Source organism: Xanthomonas sp. GPE 39 (genome assembly GCF_000963005.1).
Taxonomy (GTDB): domain Bacteria; phylum Pseudomonadota; class Gammaproteobacteria; order Xanthomonadales; family Xanthomonadaceae; genus Xanthomonas_A.
This window is the reverse complement of the sequence record NZ_JZHZ01000007.1, coordinates 794,817-812,996: the sequence shown is the minus strand read 5'-3', so window position 1 is coordinate 812,996 and position 18,180 is coordinate 794,817. Positions and strand designations below refer to the sequence as shown.

16 protein-coding genes are annotated in these 18,180 nt (G+C 63.8%); 6 read left to right on the top strand and 10 right to left on the bottom strand.

The window, feature by feature from the left end; all coding sequences use genetic code 11:
* Nucleotides 1–10: 10 nt before the first annotated feature.
* Entirely contained in the window at nucleotides 11–634 is a 624-nt protein-coding gene (gene coaE, locus XALGPE39_RS03530; RefSeq protein WP_045727009.1) for a dephospho-CoA kinase, read from the top strand.
* Between the two features lie 65 nt (nucleotides 635–699).
* Here the strand turns inward: coaE and XALGPE39_RS03525 are convergent, their stop codons facing one another.
* Both XALGPE39_RS03525 and XALGPE39_RS03520 read right to left on the bottom strand, forming a co-directional pair.
* A complete protein-coding gene (locus XALGPE39_RS03525; RefSeq protein ID WP_045727008.1) occupies nucleotides 700–2,034 on the bottom strand; it encodes a HAMP domain-containing sensor histidine kinase in 1,335 nt (444 codons plus the stop codon).
* A complete protein-coding gene (locus XALGPE39_RS03520) occupies nucleotides 2,027–2,704 on the bottom strand; it encodes a response regulator transcription factor (protein WP_045728928.1) in 678 nt (225 codons plus the stop codon). Before XALGPE39_RS03520 ends, XALGPE39_RS03525 begins: the two co-directional genes overlap by 8 nt.
* Before the next feature lie 204 nt (nucleotides 2,705–2,908).
* On the opposite strand from XALGPE39_RS03520, the gene XALGPE39_RS15910 reads away from it, so the two are divergent.
* Entirely contained in the window at nucleotides 2,909–3,061 is a 153-nt protein-coding gene (locus tag XALGPE39_RS15910) for a hypothetical protein (RefSeq protein ID WP_161795313.1), read from the top strand.
* A 181-nt stretch (nucleotides 3,062–3,242) separates the two neighbouring features.
* Here XALGPE39_RS15910 and rimK read toward each other — a convergent pair whose 3' ends face one another.
* Complete coding sequence (gene rimK / locus XALGPE39_RS03510; RefSeq protein WP_045727006.1) at nucleotides 3,243–4,115, bottom strand: 30S ribosomal protein S6--L-glutamate ligase; 873 nt, start codon at nucleotides 4,113–4,115, stop codon at nucleotides 3,243–3,245.
* 272 nt (nucleotides 4,116–4,387) lie between these two features.
* Between rimK and XALGPE39_RS03505 the strand changes: the two genes are divergently transcribed.
* On the top strand, nucleotides 4,388–6,700 hold the full coding sequence (locus tag XALGPE39_RS03505; RefSeq protein WP_045727005.1) for a TonB-dependent receptor: 2,313 nt from the start codon (nucleotides 4,388–4,390) through the stop codon (nucleotides 6,698–6,700).
* A gap of 278 nt (nucleotides 6,701–6,978) precedes the next feature.
* Here XALGPE39_RS03505 and XALGPE39_RS03500 read toward each other — a convergent pair whose 3' ends face one another.
* The 4 genes from XALGPE39_RS03500 to hflK all read right to left on the bottom strand — a co-directional run bounded on the left by XALGPE39_RS03500 (nucleotide 6,979) and on the right by hflK (nucleotide 12,980).
* Nucleotides 6,979–9,000, bottom strand: coding sequence for a phospholipase C, phosphocholine-specific (locus XALGPE39_RS03500; protein WP_045727004.1), 2,022 nt, complete (start codon nucleotides 8,998–9,000; stop codon nucleotides 6,979–6,981).
* 360 nt (nucleotides 9,001–9,360) lie between these two features.
* On the bottom strand, nucleotides 9,361–10,653 hold the full coding sequence (locus XALGPE39_RS03495) for an adenylosuccinate synthase (protein ID WP_045728927.1): 1,293 nt from the start codon (nucleotides 10,651–10,653) through the stop codon (nucleotides 9,361–9,363).
* 300 nt (nucleotides 10,654–10,953) lie between these two features.
* Nucleotides 10,954–11,820, bottom strand: a complete 867-nt coding sequence (locus XALGPE39_RS03490) for a protease modulator HflC (RefSeq protein ID WP_045727003.1) — start codon at nucleotides 11,818–11,820, stop codon at nucleotides 10,954–10,956.
* Nucleotides 11,817–12,980 (bottom strand): FtsH protease activity modulator HflK, encoded by a 1,164-nt coding sequence (gene hflK / locus XALGPE39_RS03485; RefSeq protein ID WP_045727002.1) that lies wholly within the window; start codon nucleotides 12,978–12,980, stop codon nucleotides 11,817–11,819. Before hflK ends, XALGPE39_RS03490 begins: the two co-directional genes overlap by 4 nt.
* Before the next feature lie 140 nt (nucleotides 12,981–13,120).
* Here hflK and XALGPE39_RS03480 point away from each other — a divergent pair, with 140 nt between their 5' ends.
* Complete coding sequence (locus XALGPE39_RS03480; RefSeq protein WP_045727001.1) at nucleotides 13,121–14,125, top strand: acryloyl-CoA reductase; 1,005 nt, start codon at nucleotides 13,121–13,123, stop codon at nucleotides 14,123–14,125.
* A 77-nt stretch (nucleotides 14,126–14,202) separates the two neighbouring features.
* Complete coding sequence (gene pilH / locus XALGPE39_RS03475; RefSeq protein ID WP_045727000.1) at nucleotides 14,203–14,586, top strand: twitching motility response regulator PilH; 384 nt, start codon at nucleotides 14,203–14,205, stop codon at nucleotides 14,584–14,586.
* Between the two features lie 261 nt (nucleotides 14,587–14,847).
* Here the strand turns inward: pilH and XALGPE39_RS03470 are convergent, their stop codons facing one another.
* The gene (locus XALGPE39_RS03470; protein ID WP_045726999.1) at nucleotides 14,848–15,729 is read right to left on the bottom strand and encodes a DnaJ C-terminal domain-containing protein; all 882 of its coding nucleotides are present in this window, start codon (nucleotides 15,727–15,729) and stop codon (nucleotides 14,848–14,850) included.
* Between the two features lie 136 nt (nucleotides 15,730–15,865).
* Nucleotides 15,866–16,333, bottom strand: coding sequence for an Hsp20/alpha crystallin family protein (locus XALGPE39_RS03465; RefSeq protein ID WP_012915179.1), 468 nt, complete (start codon nucleotides 16,331–16,333; stop codon nucleotides 15,866–15,868).
* Nucleotides 16,334–16,502: 169 nt separating this feature from the next.
* On the opposite strand from XALGPE39_RS03465, the gene XALGPE39_RS03460 reads away from it, so the two are divergent.
* Entirely contained in the window at nucleotides 16,503–16,985 is a 483-nt protein-coding gene (locus tag XALGPE39_RS03460) for a peroxiredoxin (RefSeq protein ID WP_045726998.1), read from the top strand.
* Between the two features lie 243 nt (nucleotides 16,986–17,228).
* On the opposite strand, the gene XALGPE39_RS03455 is transcribed toward XALGPE39_RS03460, so the two are convergent.
* A complete protein-coding gene (locus tag XALGPE39_RS03455; RefSeq protein WP_045726997.1) occupies nucleotides 17,229–18,173 on the bottom strand; it encodes a glycerophosphodiester phosphodiesterase family protein in 945 nt (314 codons plus the stop codon).
* Nucleotides 18,174–18,180 lie beyond the last annotated feature (7 nt).

Genomic DNA, 18,180 nt, shown 5'->3' with positions numbered 1-18,180 from the left:
GGGCGGCGGCTTGACTGAGTTCATCGTCGGCCTGACCGGTGGTGTCGCCTCGGGCAAGAGCGAACTCGGCCGCCACTTCGAAGCCAAGGGCATTGTCGTCGCCGACGCCGACGTGGCCGCGCGCACTGTGGTCGCCCCCGATCACCCGGCACTGGCGCAGATCGTGGCGCGGTTCGGCCCGCAGCTTCTGCGCGAGGATGGGCAACTCGACCGCGCCGCCTTGCGCGAACGGATCTTCGCCGATGCGGCCGCGCGGCGCGACCTCGAAGCAATCACCCATCCGGCCATTCGCCTGCTGTTGCAGCAAACCTGTCGCGAAGCCGCTGGCCCGTATGCCATCGCCGCCATTCCCTTGCTGACCGAGGTGGGCGCGCGGACGGCCTACCCCTGGCTGGACCGGATCCTCGTGGTGGATGCACCCGAAGCGTTACAGCACACGCGGCTGACCCAGCGCGATGGCATCACCGCCGATCTCGCCCAACGGATGCTGGCCGCGCAGGCCACCCGCGCGGCGCGGCTGGCGATTGCCGACGATGTGGTGGTCAACGACAGCGCGGCGGCACAGTTGCAGGAGGCCGTGGACGCACTGGATCGGCGATACCGGGCATTGGCGGCGATCAAGGCGGCACGATAGAAGCAGCGCGCGCTGCGCTATAGGCCGTTCGTGACTGCAAAAGCAGCCACCGGCCCATCACCGTGTTACGCCGGCTTGAACCACAGCGTCGCGACCACGCCCTTGACCGCGCCCGGACGCACGTTGACCTGCCAGCCATACAGATCGCACAAACGGCTGACGATCGACAGACCGATGCCGCCACCCTGCGAATGACCCGCGTGGGTGCCGCGATAGCCGCGCTGGAATAGCTTGGCGGCGTCTTCTTCGCTGAGGCCGGGACCGGAGTCGATCACCTGCACCGCATCGCTCAACACCCGCACCAACACCTGGCCTTCCTGGGTGTACTTGACCGCGTTGCCGATCAGATTGCCCAGCGCCACCGAGAGCGCCGACTCGGGCGCGTCGATGGTCAACCCACGCTCGCCCTCCAGCAGCAACTGCAGTGGTTTACCGCCCAATTGAGCCCGATGCGACTCGATCAGTTGCTCGGCGACCTTGGCGACGTTGCTATGTCCCTGCCCGCGTTCGTTGCGCGACAACAGCAACAACGAACCAATCAAGTCGCTGCACTGCTGTTCGGCGCGCTGGATACGCTGCAGCCGTTGCAACACCTTGTCGTCGAGATTGGGACGGGTCAACAGCAGCTCCGTGGCGCCACGGATCACCGCCAACGGAGTCCGCAGTTCATGGCTGACGTCGGCGTTGAACTCACGGTCGCGCTGCACCACTTCAGTCAAGCGCGCCGAGTAATTGTCCAGCGCCTCGGCCAACTGGCCGACCTCGTCGTCGGGGAAGTGCGGCGCCAACGGCTTGGGATCGCTACTACCGCGATAGGCGCGCAAGCGTGCGGCCAGATCCGACACCGGACGCATCACCCGCGACGCCGACCACCAGCCGATCACCAGCGACAGCGCGCTGAACACCAGCACGGACAGGATCAGCGTGCGCTTGAGCTGCACCTCGCCCTGGATCGTCTGGGTCATATCGTAGGCGAGGAAGAACCACACGTTCGGCGTCTTGCGCACCGCCACTTTGTAGGCGAACGCTTTGCCGGTCTCGTCGCGACCGGACACAGGATGGATGCCGTCAGAGAAGTTGTACCACTCCGGCTGCTCGCGCCTGAGCGCCTCGAAACGGTCGCTCTTGACCACCCGGCCGACCATCTGCTGCACCGGCAGATCGGGATTTTTGGACGGATCGGAGAAGAAACGGTGCGAATATTCGTCGATATTGCGGTTCAACACCACTTCGACCAGTTGATTCTCCACCCGCTCACGCGCCCAAATGGTGGCGAACGCGAACAGCGCCGTCAGGCAGAAACCCAACAGCACGAAGGACAGAATGATGCGGCTGCGGAGGCGACGACGATAACGCCCGTGCCGCCGCATCACCCGAGGCAACACACCGGCTTCAGGCATCGGGCGCGGCGATGCGGTAGCCGATGCCGTGACGGGTCTGGATCATCGGCACGCCGAACGGCTTGTCCACTACCGCACGCAGGCCATGGATGTGCACACGCAAGGAGTCCGAATCCGGCAGCTCCTCGCCCCACACTCGGGTTTCCAGCTCCTGCCGGGTGACCACGGCGGGAGAAGCTTCCATCAATGCCTGCAGGATCTTCAACGCGGTGGGATTGAGCTGCAACAGCTTGCTCTGGCGTCGCACTTCCAACGTGTCCAGGTTGTACTCCAGATCGCCTGTCACCAGAACTCGGGTGTGCACCCCTTTTCCACGCCGCGACAGCGCATTGAGCCGTACTTCCACTTCCTGCAGCGCGAACGGCTTGATCAGATAGTCGTCGGCACCGGAATCGAAGCCGGCGAGCTTGTTGTCCAGCGAATCGCGGGCGGTGAGCATCAGCACCGGGGTTTGCTTGCGCGCTTCGTTGCGCAGCTTGCGGCAAACTTCGATGCCATCCATGCCGGGCAGGTTGAGGTCGAGCACGATCGCATCGAACTCGTGCACGACCGCAAGGTGCAGGCCGGTGACACCGTCGGCGGCGAAATCGACGGTGTGGCCACGGTCTTCGAGGTAATCGCCCAGATTGGCGGCGATGTCGCTGTTGTCTTCGATCACTAAAATTCGCACCAACATTTACCCCGTCAGTCGTACTTGCCATTTGGATTGCGCTACATCACGTCCGGCGCACCCTCGTTCTCGCGACGGCGTTGCGCCGCAGCCTGCGCATTGCGCGGTAACGCGCAACGAAGCCGCAGCGCACACCACATTGGTCGCGCTCAAACACTCAGCTCGATTGTACGGAGTTCCCGCGCGAACGCCTCGTTCACGTTCATGAGCGCCTCACCTTTCATCTCCGGCATCGCTCCACGGGCACTGGCCTCGCCTGCCACCCCACCCTCTCCAGGCACCTCAAATGCCTCCAGTCCGGTCGCACTGTCGTCGCGCGCCGCAGGCATGGCCGCACCCAATGCCACTACACGCTGATTGCGCCCAAGAAAAAGGCCCAGGGGACGATGCCACCTGGGCCAAAAGTATCTATCCCGATTACCGTTCCTGCTGAGGAGGGCAGAGCTGCGGTAAGGGGAAGCATACGCAGCACGGAATTAAACCGGCGTTAAGTCAGAAATGATGATCACAAATAAAGATAATTAATTGATTTAATTAACTAATTTTCGACTTCGAGATGCGCGATGATCTTGTCGGCGATATCCCGTCCGCACACCGATTCGATGCCCTCCAGGCCCGGCGTGGAATTGACCTCCAGAACCAGCGGCCCCCGCTGCGAGCGGATCAGATCGACCCCGGCCACCCCAAGCCCCAGTGCCTTGACCGAGCGGATCGCGACCTCCTGTTCGCTGCGGCTGGGGCTGTAGCGCTCGGCCGTGCCGCCTAGATGCAGGTTGGAACGGAAGTCGCCTTCCGGCGCGGTCCGACGCATCGCGGCCACGACCTGATCGCCCACCACGAAACAGCGCAGATCGGCACCCTCGGCCTCGGCGATGAATTCCTGCACCAGGAAATTGGCGTACAGCCCGCGCAACGCCTCGACCACCCCCCGCGAGGCGCTGGCCTTTTCGGTCAGGATCACCCCGGTGCCCTGGGTACCTTCGTTCAACTTCACCACGTGCGGCGGAGGCCCCAGCATGGAGAGCAGATCGCCGGTGTCGTCGGGGTTGTCGCCAAACACGGTCATCGGCATGTCGATGCCCTTGGCAGCCAACAACTGGTGCGCACGCAACTTGTCGCGTGCGCGCAAGATCGCATCGGATGGATTGGGAGTACGCACCCCCATCATTTCCAGTTGCCGCAACACGGCGGTGCCATAGCGGGTCACGGAATTGCCCAGGCGCGGGATCACCGCGTCGTAGCCGGTGATCGGTTTGCCTTTGTAGTGCATGGTGAAGGCACCCGGCGCGATGCGCATGTAGCAGCGTAACGGATCCAACACCCGCACCGTGTGCCCGCGCTCACGCGCAGCCTCGACCAGGCGCCGCGTCGAATACAACTTACTGTTGCGGGACAGAATGGCGAGTTTCATCGAGGCACGGTGACAGTGGCAGGCCGGGCATCATAACGTCGCGCCGACAACACTGTGACCGCCGCAACCAGGGCACAGCCAGGACACGCAGCATCGGCCGCCCTCATCCGCTGAACTTCGCCCGCTGTCCTGAAGGCGACACAGAACAGTCCCGAAACTTTCACAGAATCCGTTCACCGTAACGTGCCAGCCGTATGTCGGCATGGCACGGGCTGCCCGCGCATCACGCAACAAGCCCGGCACGTCTTTCTCTACATGATTGGTGACTCTCGATGCTGTCCACTTCCCGATCCTTGCGCCCGCATGCGCTGGTGCTCGCCGTCGCGTCCGCTCTGCCGGCTTTCGCCGCGCTTGCAGATACCGCGCCAGCACCAGCCACCGCCACCGCAGATGCCTCCACCAACGTGGACAGCGGCAGCGATGCGAAGATGCTCGATGCGATCACCGTCGCCTCCACCGGCACCACCCGCCAGGTGCAGCGCATCACCCGCCAGGACATCCAAATTTCCACGCCCGGCACCAGCGCACTGAAGGTGCTGGACAAGCTGCCCGGCGTGCAGTTCCAGTCGGCCGACGCATGGGGTGCCTACGAGTGGTCCACCACGATCAGCCTGCACGGTTTCGACCAGAGCCGCCTGGGCTTCACCCTGGACGGGGTACCGCTGGGCAACATGAGCTACGGGGTCACCGACGGCCTGCAAGTGACTCGCGCGATCATCTCCGAAAACGTGGCATCGGTGGAACTGGCGCAGGGCGCTGGCGCGCTGGGCACCGCGTCGAGCAGTAATCTCGGCGGCACCGTGCGTTACTTCTCCGCCGATCCAGACGCCGAGGCCGGCATCCGCTTCAGCCAGACCATCGGCTCGGACAGTACCCGCCGCACCTACCTGCGTGGCGACACCGGCGACCTCCATGGGTTCTCGCTGTACACCTCGGTGGTACACGGCGAAGCAGACAAATGGAAAGGCTACGGCAATAACGAATACAACCAGGCTAACGCCAAGGCGCTGTACCAGTGGGGCGACGGCAACCGGGTCAGCCTGTTCCTGGACAGCTCGCACCGCAAGGAATACGACATCATGGATTTGTCGCTGACCTCGCAAAAAGTGCTTGGCTGGAACTGGGACTACCTGATGCCGGACTGGAACAGCGCCGTGCAGATCGCCAACGCACTCAACGGCCAGGGCAGCTACCCGGCTTCACTCAATGGCCTGCCTGCCGACTACGACAAGGCCGATGCGTCCTATTACTCCGGCGCCGGCCTGCGCCGCGATAACCTGGCCGCGCTCAGCGGTAGTTTCAACCTGGGCGGCAGCACCACGCTAAACCTCACCGGCTATGCGCATAACAACAATGGCGAAGGCCAATGGACAACGCCATACGCGGCGTCCTCGGCGACCATCCCGCTATCGATGCGCACCACCGACTACCATCTCAACCGACGCGGTGTCACCGGCTCGCTCAACTTCACCGTGAGCGGCAACGAGATCGAGATCGGCGGCTGGTATCAGAACGCCAAGACCGTGCAGGAACGCAATTACTTCCTGCTCAATGGTCCATTCACCGACCTGTATTACTTCAACCAGCACGGCACGCCGTTTGCGCGCGGCTTCGACCAGCACTACGACACCGACACTCGCATGGTCTACGCGCAGGATACGCTGCACCTGCTCGACGAACGCCTGACTCTGAACTTCGGTGCCAAGAAACTGATCGTGGACACCACCGCGCATTCGTTGGTGCCGTCCAAGGCCAACGCCGCTGGCGAGATCAAGGCAGACTCGAACTTGCTGCCGCAAGTCGGTGCGAACTTCAAGATCGACGATCACCAGGAGGTCTACGCCTCCTACAACAAGAACATGGCCGGCTTCGGCTTCACCCCATTCCAGGAATCGCAGAACGCGTTCAATGCCATCAAGGGATCGCTGAAACCGGAAACCGCGCAGACCTATGAAATGGGCTACCGCGTGCGCGGTGACGGCGTCGAAGCATCGCTGGCGCTGTATCGCACCATGTTCGACAACCGCTTGCTGGTGACCTCGCCGTGCAGCGCGATCCAGACCTGCTCGGCCACGCTCAACAACGTCGGTTCGGTACGCAGCCAGGGCGCTGACCTGGCGGTGATCTGGCGTCCGATCGAGCAATTGCGCTGGCTGAACTCGCTGTCTTACGACAACTCTACTTATCAGGACGACTACCTCAACGGTGGAGTGGTGGCGACCTCCGGTAAGCACGTGGTCGGCATCCCCGAATGGATGTTCTCCAGCAGCCTTGCCTACGAGAACGCCGGCTGGCATGCGTCGCTGGACGGCAAATACACCAGCCGCCGCTACATCAGCTACCTCAACGATTCGTCAGTCCCCAGCTACTGGCGCTTCGACATGAGCGTCGGTTACGACTTCGGCCAAGTCGGCATGTTCCAGAACCTGGGGCTGAGCGCCAACGTCACCAATCTGTTGGACAAGCGCTACTTCGCCACCGTCGGCACCAACGGCTACGTAGTCTCCGACCCCAATGGCTATAACCAGACCTTGATGGCCGGCGCACCGAGGCAGCTCTTCGTCACCTTCAACGGCAAGTTCTAAGCGATACGCACAACACCAAGGAGGGCGATACCGCCGCCGTTGCGCAAGCAGCGGCGGCGTTTCATTTGCATGGGGACGGATGACGGCGCACATGCGACTGCAACTGCGCAATGTTGATCGCCGTGCGGATCACGACACGCACCAACACAATCACCACGCCCACCACGGGCACCATCGTCCATCGTCCATCGTCCCGGCTTTTACGCAGACGCACCGACACATCACAAACACTCGGCCATGGCATCCCTGCCCGCGTCGCACGGCGCACCAGCGGTGCGTCAGGCGACGGCAACGCGCCCGATTGCCGGATCGCTCATGCTCGGATGTCCGGTTTCGATATGCCCGGCCAAACGTCGCCGCCACGCTGGCATGACCTCGCTGGTGACCAGCAGGTCGTACCAATGGTGCTGCGCCTGCAACGGGAAACGCAGCACGCGGCGCTCACCCAGAGCCAGCACATAGGTTTGCTGCGCACCATCCCGATAGCCATCGCGAACCCGCAACGTGCTCGACTGCGCGCACGCATTGCCCAACTCCAACAGCAGACATTGTGCCGCGACGTCGTAATCGATCTCGGCATGCAAACCGGCATCGGTGAGGCCGTCGCCATGGAACTCGCGCAGAAAACCGTTCGGGCCATGGACGCGCAGCGCATACCCGGCATCGGCGACATCGCCGCGCCACGCGCGCGTGTCCTGCAACTCGCTAGCGGCGGCCAAGGTGTAGAACCAGGGGCCGGCAACACCGTCATCGGCATAGACATTGAGCGCCACGCCGGCGGCACCCCGGTTACGCATGCGTAACACCTGAGCATGCGCTTGCACCTGCAAGCGCACATCGACATCGTAGGGCAGCGCGCGCGCCGGGCGCTGCCCCGGCTCCTGCACCGGCAGCGCCTGCTGCGCAGGACGTTGCGGCGGCGGCAGCGTCGCAGTGGCATCAATCCGGGCGATGAAGTCGCGCGTTTGCGGCAACGCGACCGGTGCCGCATCGTGACCGGCAAAGTCCAACGTCGAAGTCAGATCGCCAGCGACCGCGCGACGCCAGGGATTGATGTTGGGTTCCATGACACCGAAACGACGCTCCAGGAAGCGGATCACCGAGGTGTGGTCGAACACCTGCGAATTCACCCAGCCACCGCGGCTCCACGGCGACACCACCAACATCGGCACGCGCGGCCCCAGTCCAACCGGAACACCGTGATAGTCCTCGCCATGCAGGTCCACATTGCTGGCCCCAAGCTCGGCACGGATCGCAGGCAATGCCGGCGGCACGTGGTCGAAGAAGCCATCGTTCTCGTCGTAGTTGATCAGGAAGACCGTCTTGGACCAGACCTCGGGCGATCCGGCCAGAATCTCCAGCAGACGCGCACTCAACGATTGGCCATACGCCGGCGTGGATTCTGGATGTTCGCTAAGCAGATACGGCGCGACGATCCAGGACACCTGCGGCAAAGTGCCGGCGCGCACATCGCGTGCGAACGCGGCGAGCAGATGCTCGCCACGCGACGCCTTGGCGTTGTCGGCACTGGAACCTGGCACCCAGGCACGCCCGCGACGGTACAACGACGAAGCACGATCCAGGTTGCGGAAGCTGGCGAAATACGCGTGACTGTTGTCGCCGTAGTTGTCGAACTCCTGATACACCTGCCAACGAATGCCGGCCTGCTGCAAGCGTTCGGCGTAGGTGGTCCAGGTGTAGCCGGGAAAGCGCGGATTGTCGCGCGCCATATCCGCGGTCCAGTTGCCATCGTCGCGATTGTTCACCGCCTGCTCGCCATCGTTGCCGACGCTCAGGCCGCTGGTGCCGGTGAACATGTACATGCGGTTGGGATTGGTCGGACCAAACAAAGAGGCGTGGTAGCCATCGCAAATGGTGAAGGCGTCAGCCAGCGCGTAGTAGAACGGCAAGTCCTCGCGCTGGAAATGGCCCATGCTCATCGCGCTCTTCTGCGCGATCCAGGCATCGTGATGTTTCCAGGTTTCGTGCGCCCCCTTCCAGTCGTGATTGAGATCCTTCATCCACTGTGCGCTGGTGGTCTGGCTGTTGAGACGAAATGGCAGCACATGGCGGTCCGTAGCACCCGGCTCGGGCTGGTACCAGACCGGCCGGCCACTGGGCAGGCGCAGCGGCCGTGGATCGCCATAACCACGCACTCCGCGCAAGCAGCCGAAGTAATGGTCGAAGGAGCGGTTCTCCTGCATCAGGATCACCACATGCTGCACGTCCTGCAACGTGCCGGTGACCCGCGCTGGCGGCACCGCCAACGCACTGCGGATGGCTCCAGGCAACAGCGGCATGGCCGCTCCGGCCCCCAGGGCCAGGGACGCACGCGCAAGGAAACGACGACGGCTGTATTCGACCACGGCAACGCATACCGACAACGAGCAAACGCTCAGGCATCGGCCAGCTTAGTGGCGGCGGATGAAATAACGTTGACAGTGAGCAGATGCACAGTGGAACGACCGCATCGGCCGTCGAAGAACGTGGCCGGCATGGGCAAACCCGCGCGACGCGTCGCCCGCATCCTCACGCTTTGCGCACAGAGGGATCGCCACTCACACCGCGCTGCGCATCTGCGGCGCGGTCGATGCAGCGCAGCCCCGCAGACGCGGGGCGCGTGGTGTCGCGCTGATCCGCGCGCGGATCAGGCGAACAGATCAGGCGAACGGATCCTGCAATACCATCGTGTGGTCGCGATCCGGGCCGGTGGAGACGATTGAGATCGGGCAGCCCGCCAGTTCTTCCAGCGCGCGCAGATAGGCACGGGCGGCAGGCGGCAGTTCTTCCCACACGGTGATGCCGTGGGTGTTCTCGTTCCAGCCTGGAAACTCCAGATATACCGGAGTGCACTCTTCCCAGCCCTGAGCGTCCAACGGTGCATACTCGGTACGCTTGCCGTGATATTCGTAGGCGATACAGATCTTGAGCTTGTCCATGCCGTCGAGCACATCGAGCTTGGTGATGCACAGGCCGGAGATTCCGTTGATGGCCACGGCACGCTTCAGCGCGACGATGTCCATCCAACCGCAACGGCGCGGACGGCCGGTGGAGGCACCGTACTCGGCACCGCGGTCGCGGATCCCCTGGCCAATTGCGTCGTCCAGTTCGGTCGGGAATGGACCACCGCCGACGCGCGTGGCGTAGGCCTTGGCGATCCCCAACACGTAGTCGATGTCCTGCGCGCCCACACCAGTGCCGGCCAGCGCACCGCCCACCGTGGTGTTGGAGCTGGTGACGTAGGGGTAGGTGCCGTGGTCGATATCCAGCAACGCGCCCTGCGCCCCCTCGAACAACACGCGCTTGCCCTGCTTGCGCAGGTCGTGGAGGATGCCGGCGACGTCGGACTTCATCGGCTGCACGTACTCGCCAAAGGCCAAAGCTTCGTCGAAGGTCTTCTGGAAATCGACCGCTTCCACGCCTAGGTACTTGGTCAGCACGAAGTTGTGGTAATCCAGCGCGGTGCGCAGCAATTCCTCCAGTTGCGGCCTGTAATGCAGGTCGGCGATGCGAATGCCGCGACGCGCCACCTTATCTTCGTAGGCCGGACCGATACCACGGCCGGTGGTGCCGATAGCCTTGCCGCCAGCGGCCTTCTCGCGGGCCTGATCCAGGGCGATGTGATAGGGCATGATCAGCGGCGCGGCCGGGGAGATCTTCAACCGCGACCGCACTTCCACGCCAGAGGTCTCCAGCTCTTCGATCTCCTTGCGCAACGCCGCCGGGGAGATCACCACACCGTTGCCGATCAGGCACAGCGCGTCTTCGCGCAGGATGCCGGACGGAATCAGGTGCAGAACGGTCTTCTTGCCGTTGATGACCAGGGTATGGCCAGCATTGTGGCCGCCTTGGAAACGGACAACGGCACCGATTTCCTCGGTGAGAAGATCGACGATCTTGCCTTTGCCTTCATCGCCCCACTGGGCGCCGAGCACGACAACTGACTGACCCATGGCTGGGTAACTCCTGGTTTGCGGCACGGCCAGCGGGGCCGCGCGAATGTAGTGGCCGCACGGGGCAGTGACCGCCACCGGCACGACCGCTCCATCGGGAAGCGATCCGGCAACGACTGACCCACACACGGAAAAAGCCGGTCGAGGCGCTCGTCATGGAGCGAGCCCGGCCGGCTTTTGTGCATTATCCGGGTTTCGGGTGACGCTCACCAGCCCCTCGCCCGGGACATTCAGCCCCAACGCAGACGCGATCAAAACGTCCAATCCGCGCCTGCACTGGCCGAGGCGGGATTGCGTCGCTCAGTGATCGCTCTTGAGGTACTGCAGGAAGGGATCGTTCTTGTCCAACACAATCACCCCATTCCCGTCGGCCATGGCGCCACGGTAAGCCTCCAGGCTGCGGTAGAAGGCATAGAACGCCGGATCGGCCGCGCCGGCCTTGCCATAAAGGCTGGCGGCCTGCGCATCGCCCTCGCCACGCAGTTTCTGCGCGTCGCGCTCGGCTTCGGCAACCAACACCGTGCTCTCGCGGTCGGCCTGGGCACGAATGGTCAGCGCTTGCTCTTCGCCTTCGGCACGCAACTTCGCCGCTTCCTGCTTGCGCTGCGCGCGCATGCGCTCGTAGACATCGTTGATGACCCGGCTATCGGTCGGCAGATCGATCTGCTTGATGCGCAGGTCGACGATCTGCATGCCCAGCGTTTTGCTCGCCGCGTTGATCGCCACCAATTGCTTGGCGATCAGTTCGCTACGATCACCCGACACCAATTGCTGCAAGGTGCGCGAGTTGATCTGATTGCGCAGCGAATCGGTGATGATCGGCGCCAGCAAGGTGTTGGCCACTTTTTCATCGCCACCAGTGGTGGCGCGGTAGAACGCACGCACATCGGAGATATAGCCGATGGCGAAGAAGCTGACGCTGACATCCTTCTGCTCGGCGGTGAAATAACGCGCTGGGGTGGTATCGAGCACCTGGAAACGGCGATCGAACATGCGCACCGATTCCACCAGCGGCAGCTTGAAGTGCAACCCCGGCGTGAGATCGGAGCGAACCACCCGGCCCAGGTTCAGCACCATCGCGGTCTTATCTTCGGGCACCACGAACACCGCGCTGAACAACGCGAACAGCGCAATCACGGCGACACCCGCCCACACTGAGATTTTCATTGCTGCATCTCCCCATCCTCACGGCCAGCCGGACGCGGCGTGCGCTCCGGATCGCGGATGCTCTCGGCCGAACGAGTGTTCACCGTCGGCATCAGGAATTCCTGCGGTAGCGTGGTCGGCTGCGCTGCCGGCACCGGCGCCGATGCCGCCGTGGCCGCAGCCGCCTTGCCAGCTTCGGCTGGCATGGGCAGGTAGACCATCGGGCGAACATCGCCACCGATGACCTTGCGGTTCTCCGCCAGCACCTGCTGCACCGTCTCCAGCCACAACCGCTTGCGGGTGACCTCGGGAGCATTCTGATACTGCTTCTGCAACAGGGTGAAGCGATCAGCATCGCCCTGTGCGCGGGCAATCGCCGCGTCCTTGTCGCCTTCGGCCACGGTCCGAGTGCGCGCGGCCAAGCCGCGCGCCTCCGGCACTACCTTGGCGGCGTAGGCCTGGGCTTCGTTGATGAGCCGCTCCTTCACCTGCTGGGCGCCGTTGACCTCGTCGAAGGCCGGCTTCACCGCTTCCGGCGGACGCGCATCGGGCATGGTCAGGCCGGTCACGATCAGGCCGGTATGGTAGGCCTTCAGCGCCAACTGCAGGCGATCACGCGCAGCGACGGCCATCGGCCCACGGTTGTTGAGTACGGTATTGAGGTCCGAATGTCCAACCTGCTCGCGTACTGCGCTCTGCGCGGCCTGCTGCAGCACCTGATCGGCATCGCGCGCGCCGAACACGTAGGTCCGTGGATCCTCGACCCGATACTGCACGTTGAGCGACACATTGACGATGTTCTCGTCACCGGTCAGCACCGGCAACTGGCTGTCGAAGGTCTTGATCCGGGTCGCATCGACCTTGCGCACTGTCTCGATTGGCCAGGGCAGCTTGAAGTTGGGGCCGGGCAGCAGGATCCGCGAGAACTGACCGAAGCGCAGCACCACGCCGCGCTGCTGCTCGCCAATCAACTGGAAGCTGCTGAACAACAGCGCCACCACCGCCACACCCAGCACCCAACGGCCGATACCGATACCGCCGCCGTCGCCGAACAGCTCCTTCAACGGACCGGGCAACCCACCCCACTTACGCCCGCCATTGCCGCCACGCGGTGCCCAGTGACCGCGCCCACGATTGTCCGGGCCGTCTCCGCCGTTGCCGCCAGGTGTATTCCAGGCCATGCATGCTCCAAAAAGGAAGGTGCCGGCGGGTCGGTCCGCGCCGCTCACCGGTGATCAGGCGCTGATTCTACAAGATGCGGCAGAACCGGCATTACCAGAAGGTATCTTGGTGCATTCCTGCGGACCGACCGAGGTGCTCCATGCCCATTCCCACTCAGTTCTCCGCCTTCCGCATCCACCAGGACGCGGCCGGCCACCGCGCCGGCATTGCCTCGCTCGCGCTGGACCAGCTCAACCCCGGCGATGTGGTGATCCGCACCGCCTGGTCCTCGGTGAACTTCAAGGACGCGCTCGCCGGTACCGGCCAGGGCAAGATCCTGCGGCGCTTTCCGCTGGTCGGCGGCATCGACGTGGCCGGATACGTGGTTGCTTCCAACGACCCGGCGTTCAAAGAGGGCGATGCGGTGTTGGCCACCGGCTGCGGCCTGAGCGAAACCCGCGACGGCGGCTACAGCGAATATGCACGCCTGGAGTCCAAGTGGGTGGTGCCGCTGCCGGCGGGACTGAGCCTGCGCGAAAGCATGGTACTGGGAACCGCAGGCTTCACCGCGGCGCTGGCGCTGCTGCGCCTACTCGACAACCGGCAGACCCCGGCGCACGGCCCGCTGTGCGTGACCGGCGCCAGCGGCGGGGTCGGCTCGCTGGCGATCGACATCTTCAGCCGCGCCGGCTTCGAGGTGCACGCGGTCAGCGGTAAAGCCGAGCGCGCCGATGCGCTGAAAGCCCTCGGCGCCACCCAGGTTCTCGACCGCGATGTCCTGCAGACCACCCGCCCGCTGGAATCGGCACGCTTCGGCGGCGGCCTTGACAACGTCGGCGGAGCGATGCTGACCAGCCTGCTGGCGCAAACCGTACCCTACGGCAATGTCGCCTGCGCCGGCTTGGCGGCGGCCGCGGAGCTAAACATGACGGTGATGCCCTTCATCCTGCGTGGCGTCTCGCTGCTGGGCATCGGCTCGGCCGGTACCGCACGCGACCTACGCGAGCGCATCTGGCAGCACCTGGGCAGCGACTGGAAGCCGCGCCACCTGGATACTATCTGCACCCGCGAGGTGGAGCTGACCGAGCTGCCGGAAGTATTCGCGACGATGCTCGCCGGCCAGTCGTTCGGACGCACGGTGGTACGGCTGGATCCAACAGCGTGAGCGCAGGTTTGTGACGAAGCAGGCTTTCCGCATCCGCGCCGCCACCACTACACTCGGACCATCCAAGGGGGAGCAACATGGCACGTATTTTGATCGTCGACGACTCGCCATCGCAGTTGTTGGGCATTCAGCGCATCGTCGAAAAATTGGGCCACGAGACGATCACAGCTCCCGACGGCGCCGCCGGAGTGGACGTGGCCAAAGCGACACTGCCAGACTTGGTGCTGATGGACGTGGTGATGCCCAACCTCAACGGCTTCCAGGCCACCCGCATGTTACGTCGCGAGCCGACCACGCAGAACATCCCGGTCATCCTGGTCACCACCAAAGACCAGGACACCGACCGCCTGTGGGGGATGCGCCAAGGTGCGCGCGGCTACATCACCAAACCGTTCTCCGAGCACGAGTTGCATGACGTGATCGAACAGGTCTTCAGCGGCGAGGATGCCCCCCAGCGGTGAGCGCACGCACTGGTGACGTTACCGGTTACGTCACCAGTAGATAGCAGGGCTGTCGCGCGAGCTGGCGAAAATTTCCGCGCCTGATTTTTGAACAAAGGCAACACGGCACTGCCTGCGGTTATCCGCCCTTCTTTTCTTGCAACGGCAACGTTGCCGCATGCGAGAAGAAAAACGCGAGCGGGTCGCGCAGTCGGTGAACATCCCGAATCGTCAGCATCAGGCATGCACACGCACGCACAACCCAATCGCGTGTGCCGGCGATTACGCCTTCTCGCCGAACGCCTTGGCCAACGCGCGATAGGCCTTGCGCTGGGCTTCGGTTTCCGGCGTCGGCGCGGACACTTCCAATTCGACGATCTGGTCGCCCGGCGGCGTCCCCGGTAAACCGCGACCGCGCAAGCGCAGCTTGCGTCCTGCATCCGAGTCGGGCGGAATTTTCAACTCCACCGCGCCGCCGAGCGTCGGCACGCTGATGCTGGTCCCCAGCGCCGCCTGCCACGGCGTCACCTGCAAGGTGTGCAGGATATTGCGCCCATCCACCTCGAACTGCGGATGCGCTGCATACTCGATCTCCAGCAACAGGTTGCTGCCGCCGTTACCCTGACCGCTCAAGCGGATCACCTGACCGGGGCGCACGCCCTTGGGCACGCGCACGTCCAATTGCTTGCCGTTGATGGTGATACGCACGCTATCGCCGGCATGCACGGCCTCCAGCGGCACCGCCAGTTTGGCGCGGGTATCGCCACGCGGTGCGCCCGGACCTGGCCCAGCGCCGCCCTGGCGTGCGCGCTGCTGGCGAGCAAATAGACTCTCGAAGAAATCACTGAAACCGCCAGCTGCTCCGCCATTGCCGAATACTTCATCGACATCGAAGCCGGCACCACCACCGTAGTGAGGCGGCGCATGGAATTCCTGACCCGGCCGGTAGCCCTGGGCACGCAACTGGTCGTAGGCGGCGCGTTTGGGCGGATCGCGCAAGGCTTCGAAGGCTTCGTTGATCGCCTTGAACTTTTCCTCCGCTCCGGGCTCCTTGCTGACGTCGGGATGATATTTGCGCGCCAGCCGCCGGTATGCGGTCTTGATCTCGGCATCGCCCGCGCTGGGCTCAACGCCCAGGGTCGCGTAGTAATCCTTGAATTGCATCTATCACCTCAAAAAGAGTCGGCCCGCCGCCTTGCGGCAACGGGCCGGTTGCATACGTTGCGTCATCGCCCGGCCATTCTACTGGCCGAGCGCAGCAGCGCGGCGACGCCGTCGCGACGCCAACGTGCGCATGCGCTTACTGCATGATCGTGGCCCCGGTATCGACCTGGATACGGCGCGGCGTACTCGCCGGACGCTTGGGAATGCGCACTTCCAGCACACCATGGTAGCCGCTGGCGGAGATGCCGTCGGGATCGGCACTGTCTGGCAGTGCGAAGCGACGGTGGAAGCTGCCATAGCGGCGCTCGATCCGCGAGAAATGCTCGCTGTCGGCAGCCGATTCACTCTTGCGCTCGCCCTTGATGGAAAGGATGCCCTTGTCCATCGACACCTCGATCTCCGACGGGTCCATGCCTGGCAAATCGGCGTACAGCACAAAGCGCTCCGGCTCCTCCTTGATGTCCACGCGCGGCACCCACTGCGCGGTGACGACGGCCGATTCATCGGTACCGCCATTAGGATCGAAGAAACGGTCGAATACCTGCTTGATCTCGTTCTGGAATGCGGCCTGGGCCGGCCACTGGCGATAACGGACAATGCTCATCGTGGTCTCCTGAAACGTGAATAAGGCACACCCCAAGGGGGCGGTTCGGGGAGACGGGACAAGCCCGCTTCCCATGCACCTCAGGTAAGTGTGCGTGGCGGTTTTTCAAGCCGTTGACACCGCTTTCCCATCTGCATTTCTAGACTCGGTTCATCTTAAGGAGGCTGCCATGACCATACAAACTGGAGAACGCATTCCCGACGCAGTGCTACAGCGCACCCGCGATGGCGTCGAACAGGTCGATACCCGCACACTCTTCGATGCACGCCGCGTGCTGTTGTTCGCCGTCCCCGGTGCGTTCACTCCAACCTGCTCGGAAAAGCATCTGCCCGGCTATGTGGAGCATTTCGAAGAGTTCCGCAAACGCGGCATCGAGGTCTACTGCATGGCGGTCAACGATCCGTTCGTGATGCAAGCCTGGGGCAAGAGCCAATTGGTCCCGGACGGGCTGCAGATGCTCTCCGATGGCAACGGTGACTTCACCAAAGCGCTGGGCCTGGAATTGGACGCCAGCCATTACGGCATGGGCGTGCGTGCACGCCGCTTCGCCTTGTATGCCGAAAACGGCGTGGTGCGCTCGCTGTTCGTCGAGGCACCGGCCGAGTTCAAAGTCTCCGCTGCGGACTACGTGCTGCAGCATCTTCCGGAGTGATTCTCGCTGCCCGCATCGGCGACACACCATCGCGCCGATGTGGGGTGGCCTCCTGCGTCAGCTTGACGCTGCCGCGCATCACCATGGCATCGCTCGCGCACGGCGGCTGTTGTACACCCCACCACGCGTGTGACGCTCGTTCGTCTACGCAGGCGGGATGGCGCGCTGGAACGACCCCTTCCCACGCCTCCCCGTCAGACACTCCGCCGCGAACTATCCCGCGGCGGTCAATGTCGCAAATGCTCAGTGCGGCTTGAGCGAGGCGCGATAACGCAGCAACGCTTCCGGCTCGTCGGTTTGCAGCGCACCCACGCCGGCGCGGTACAGCCGTCCCCAGACAGCATCGGGATCGCGCAACGCATCGGCATCGCCGCCGACGCCGGCCACAAAGCCGTCCCACAAGCTATTGACCAGCAAGCGCACGCGCTGCTGCTTGGCCAGCGCCGCCAGCGGCGTCAATTGCTCGACCGACATGCGCGGCAGCTCAATGGCCACCGGACGCACCTTGCCACCGATCTGGGTGCGCATGGTCTGCAGCAGATCGTCGGTACCAGGTGGATTGAGCAGCACCGGAGTGAAGTTCACCCGATCAAACGGCGGTAGCGAGGCCAGCGGCTGGCTATGCACGCCAACCTCGGTCTTGAGCACCACCTCGCGCTCCATGCCAGCGCGTCGCACTGCATCGGCAACCTCGGCATAGATCGGCGCCTTGACGTCGAGATTGAGCATGATCCGGCCTTTGGCTGCAGCCAACATCTGCTCCAGCGTCACCGGATGCTGATCGGTGAGCGCGGCATCGGCACCGCCTTCGTCGTCGCGCAAGCGTAACTTGGACAGTTGCGGCCAGGTCATCTCGGCGACCTTGCCGCTCCCGTTGGTGGTCCGATCCACCGTGGCGTCATGAAACATCACCAAGGTGCCATCGCCAGCGCGACGGATATCGGTTTCGAGCATGTCCACGCCCACCTTCACGCAACGCTCCAGACCGCTGAGCGAGTTTTCCGGCGCATGGCCGGCGAAGCCGTGCTCGGGCGCGGGGTTATGGCACCCCCGATGGGCGACGACGAAGATGCCGCCTTCCGGATTGGCTAGGCGTGCCTGGATCGGCGCGATACCGCCGGCCACGGCCGGAACGGTGGCGGTCAGCAGGGCGGCCAACAGGCCGCCACGGAAAACATGAGCTTTCATTGAGAAT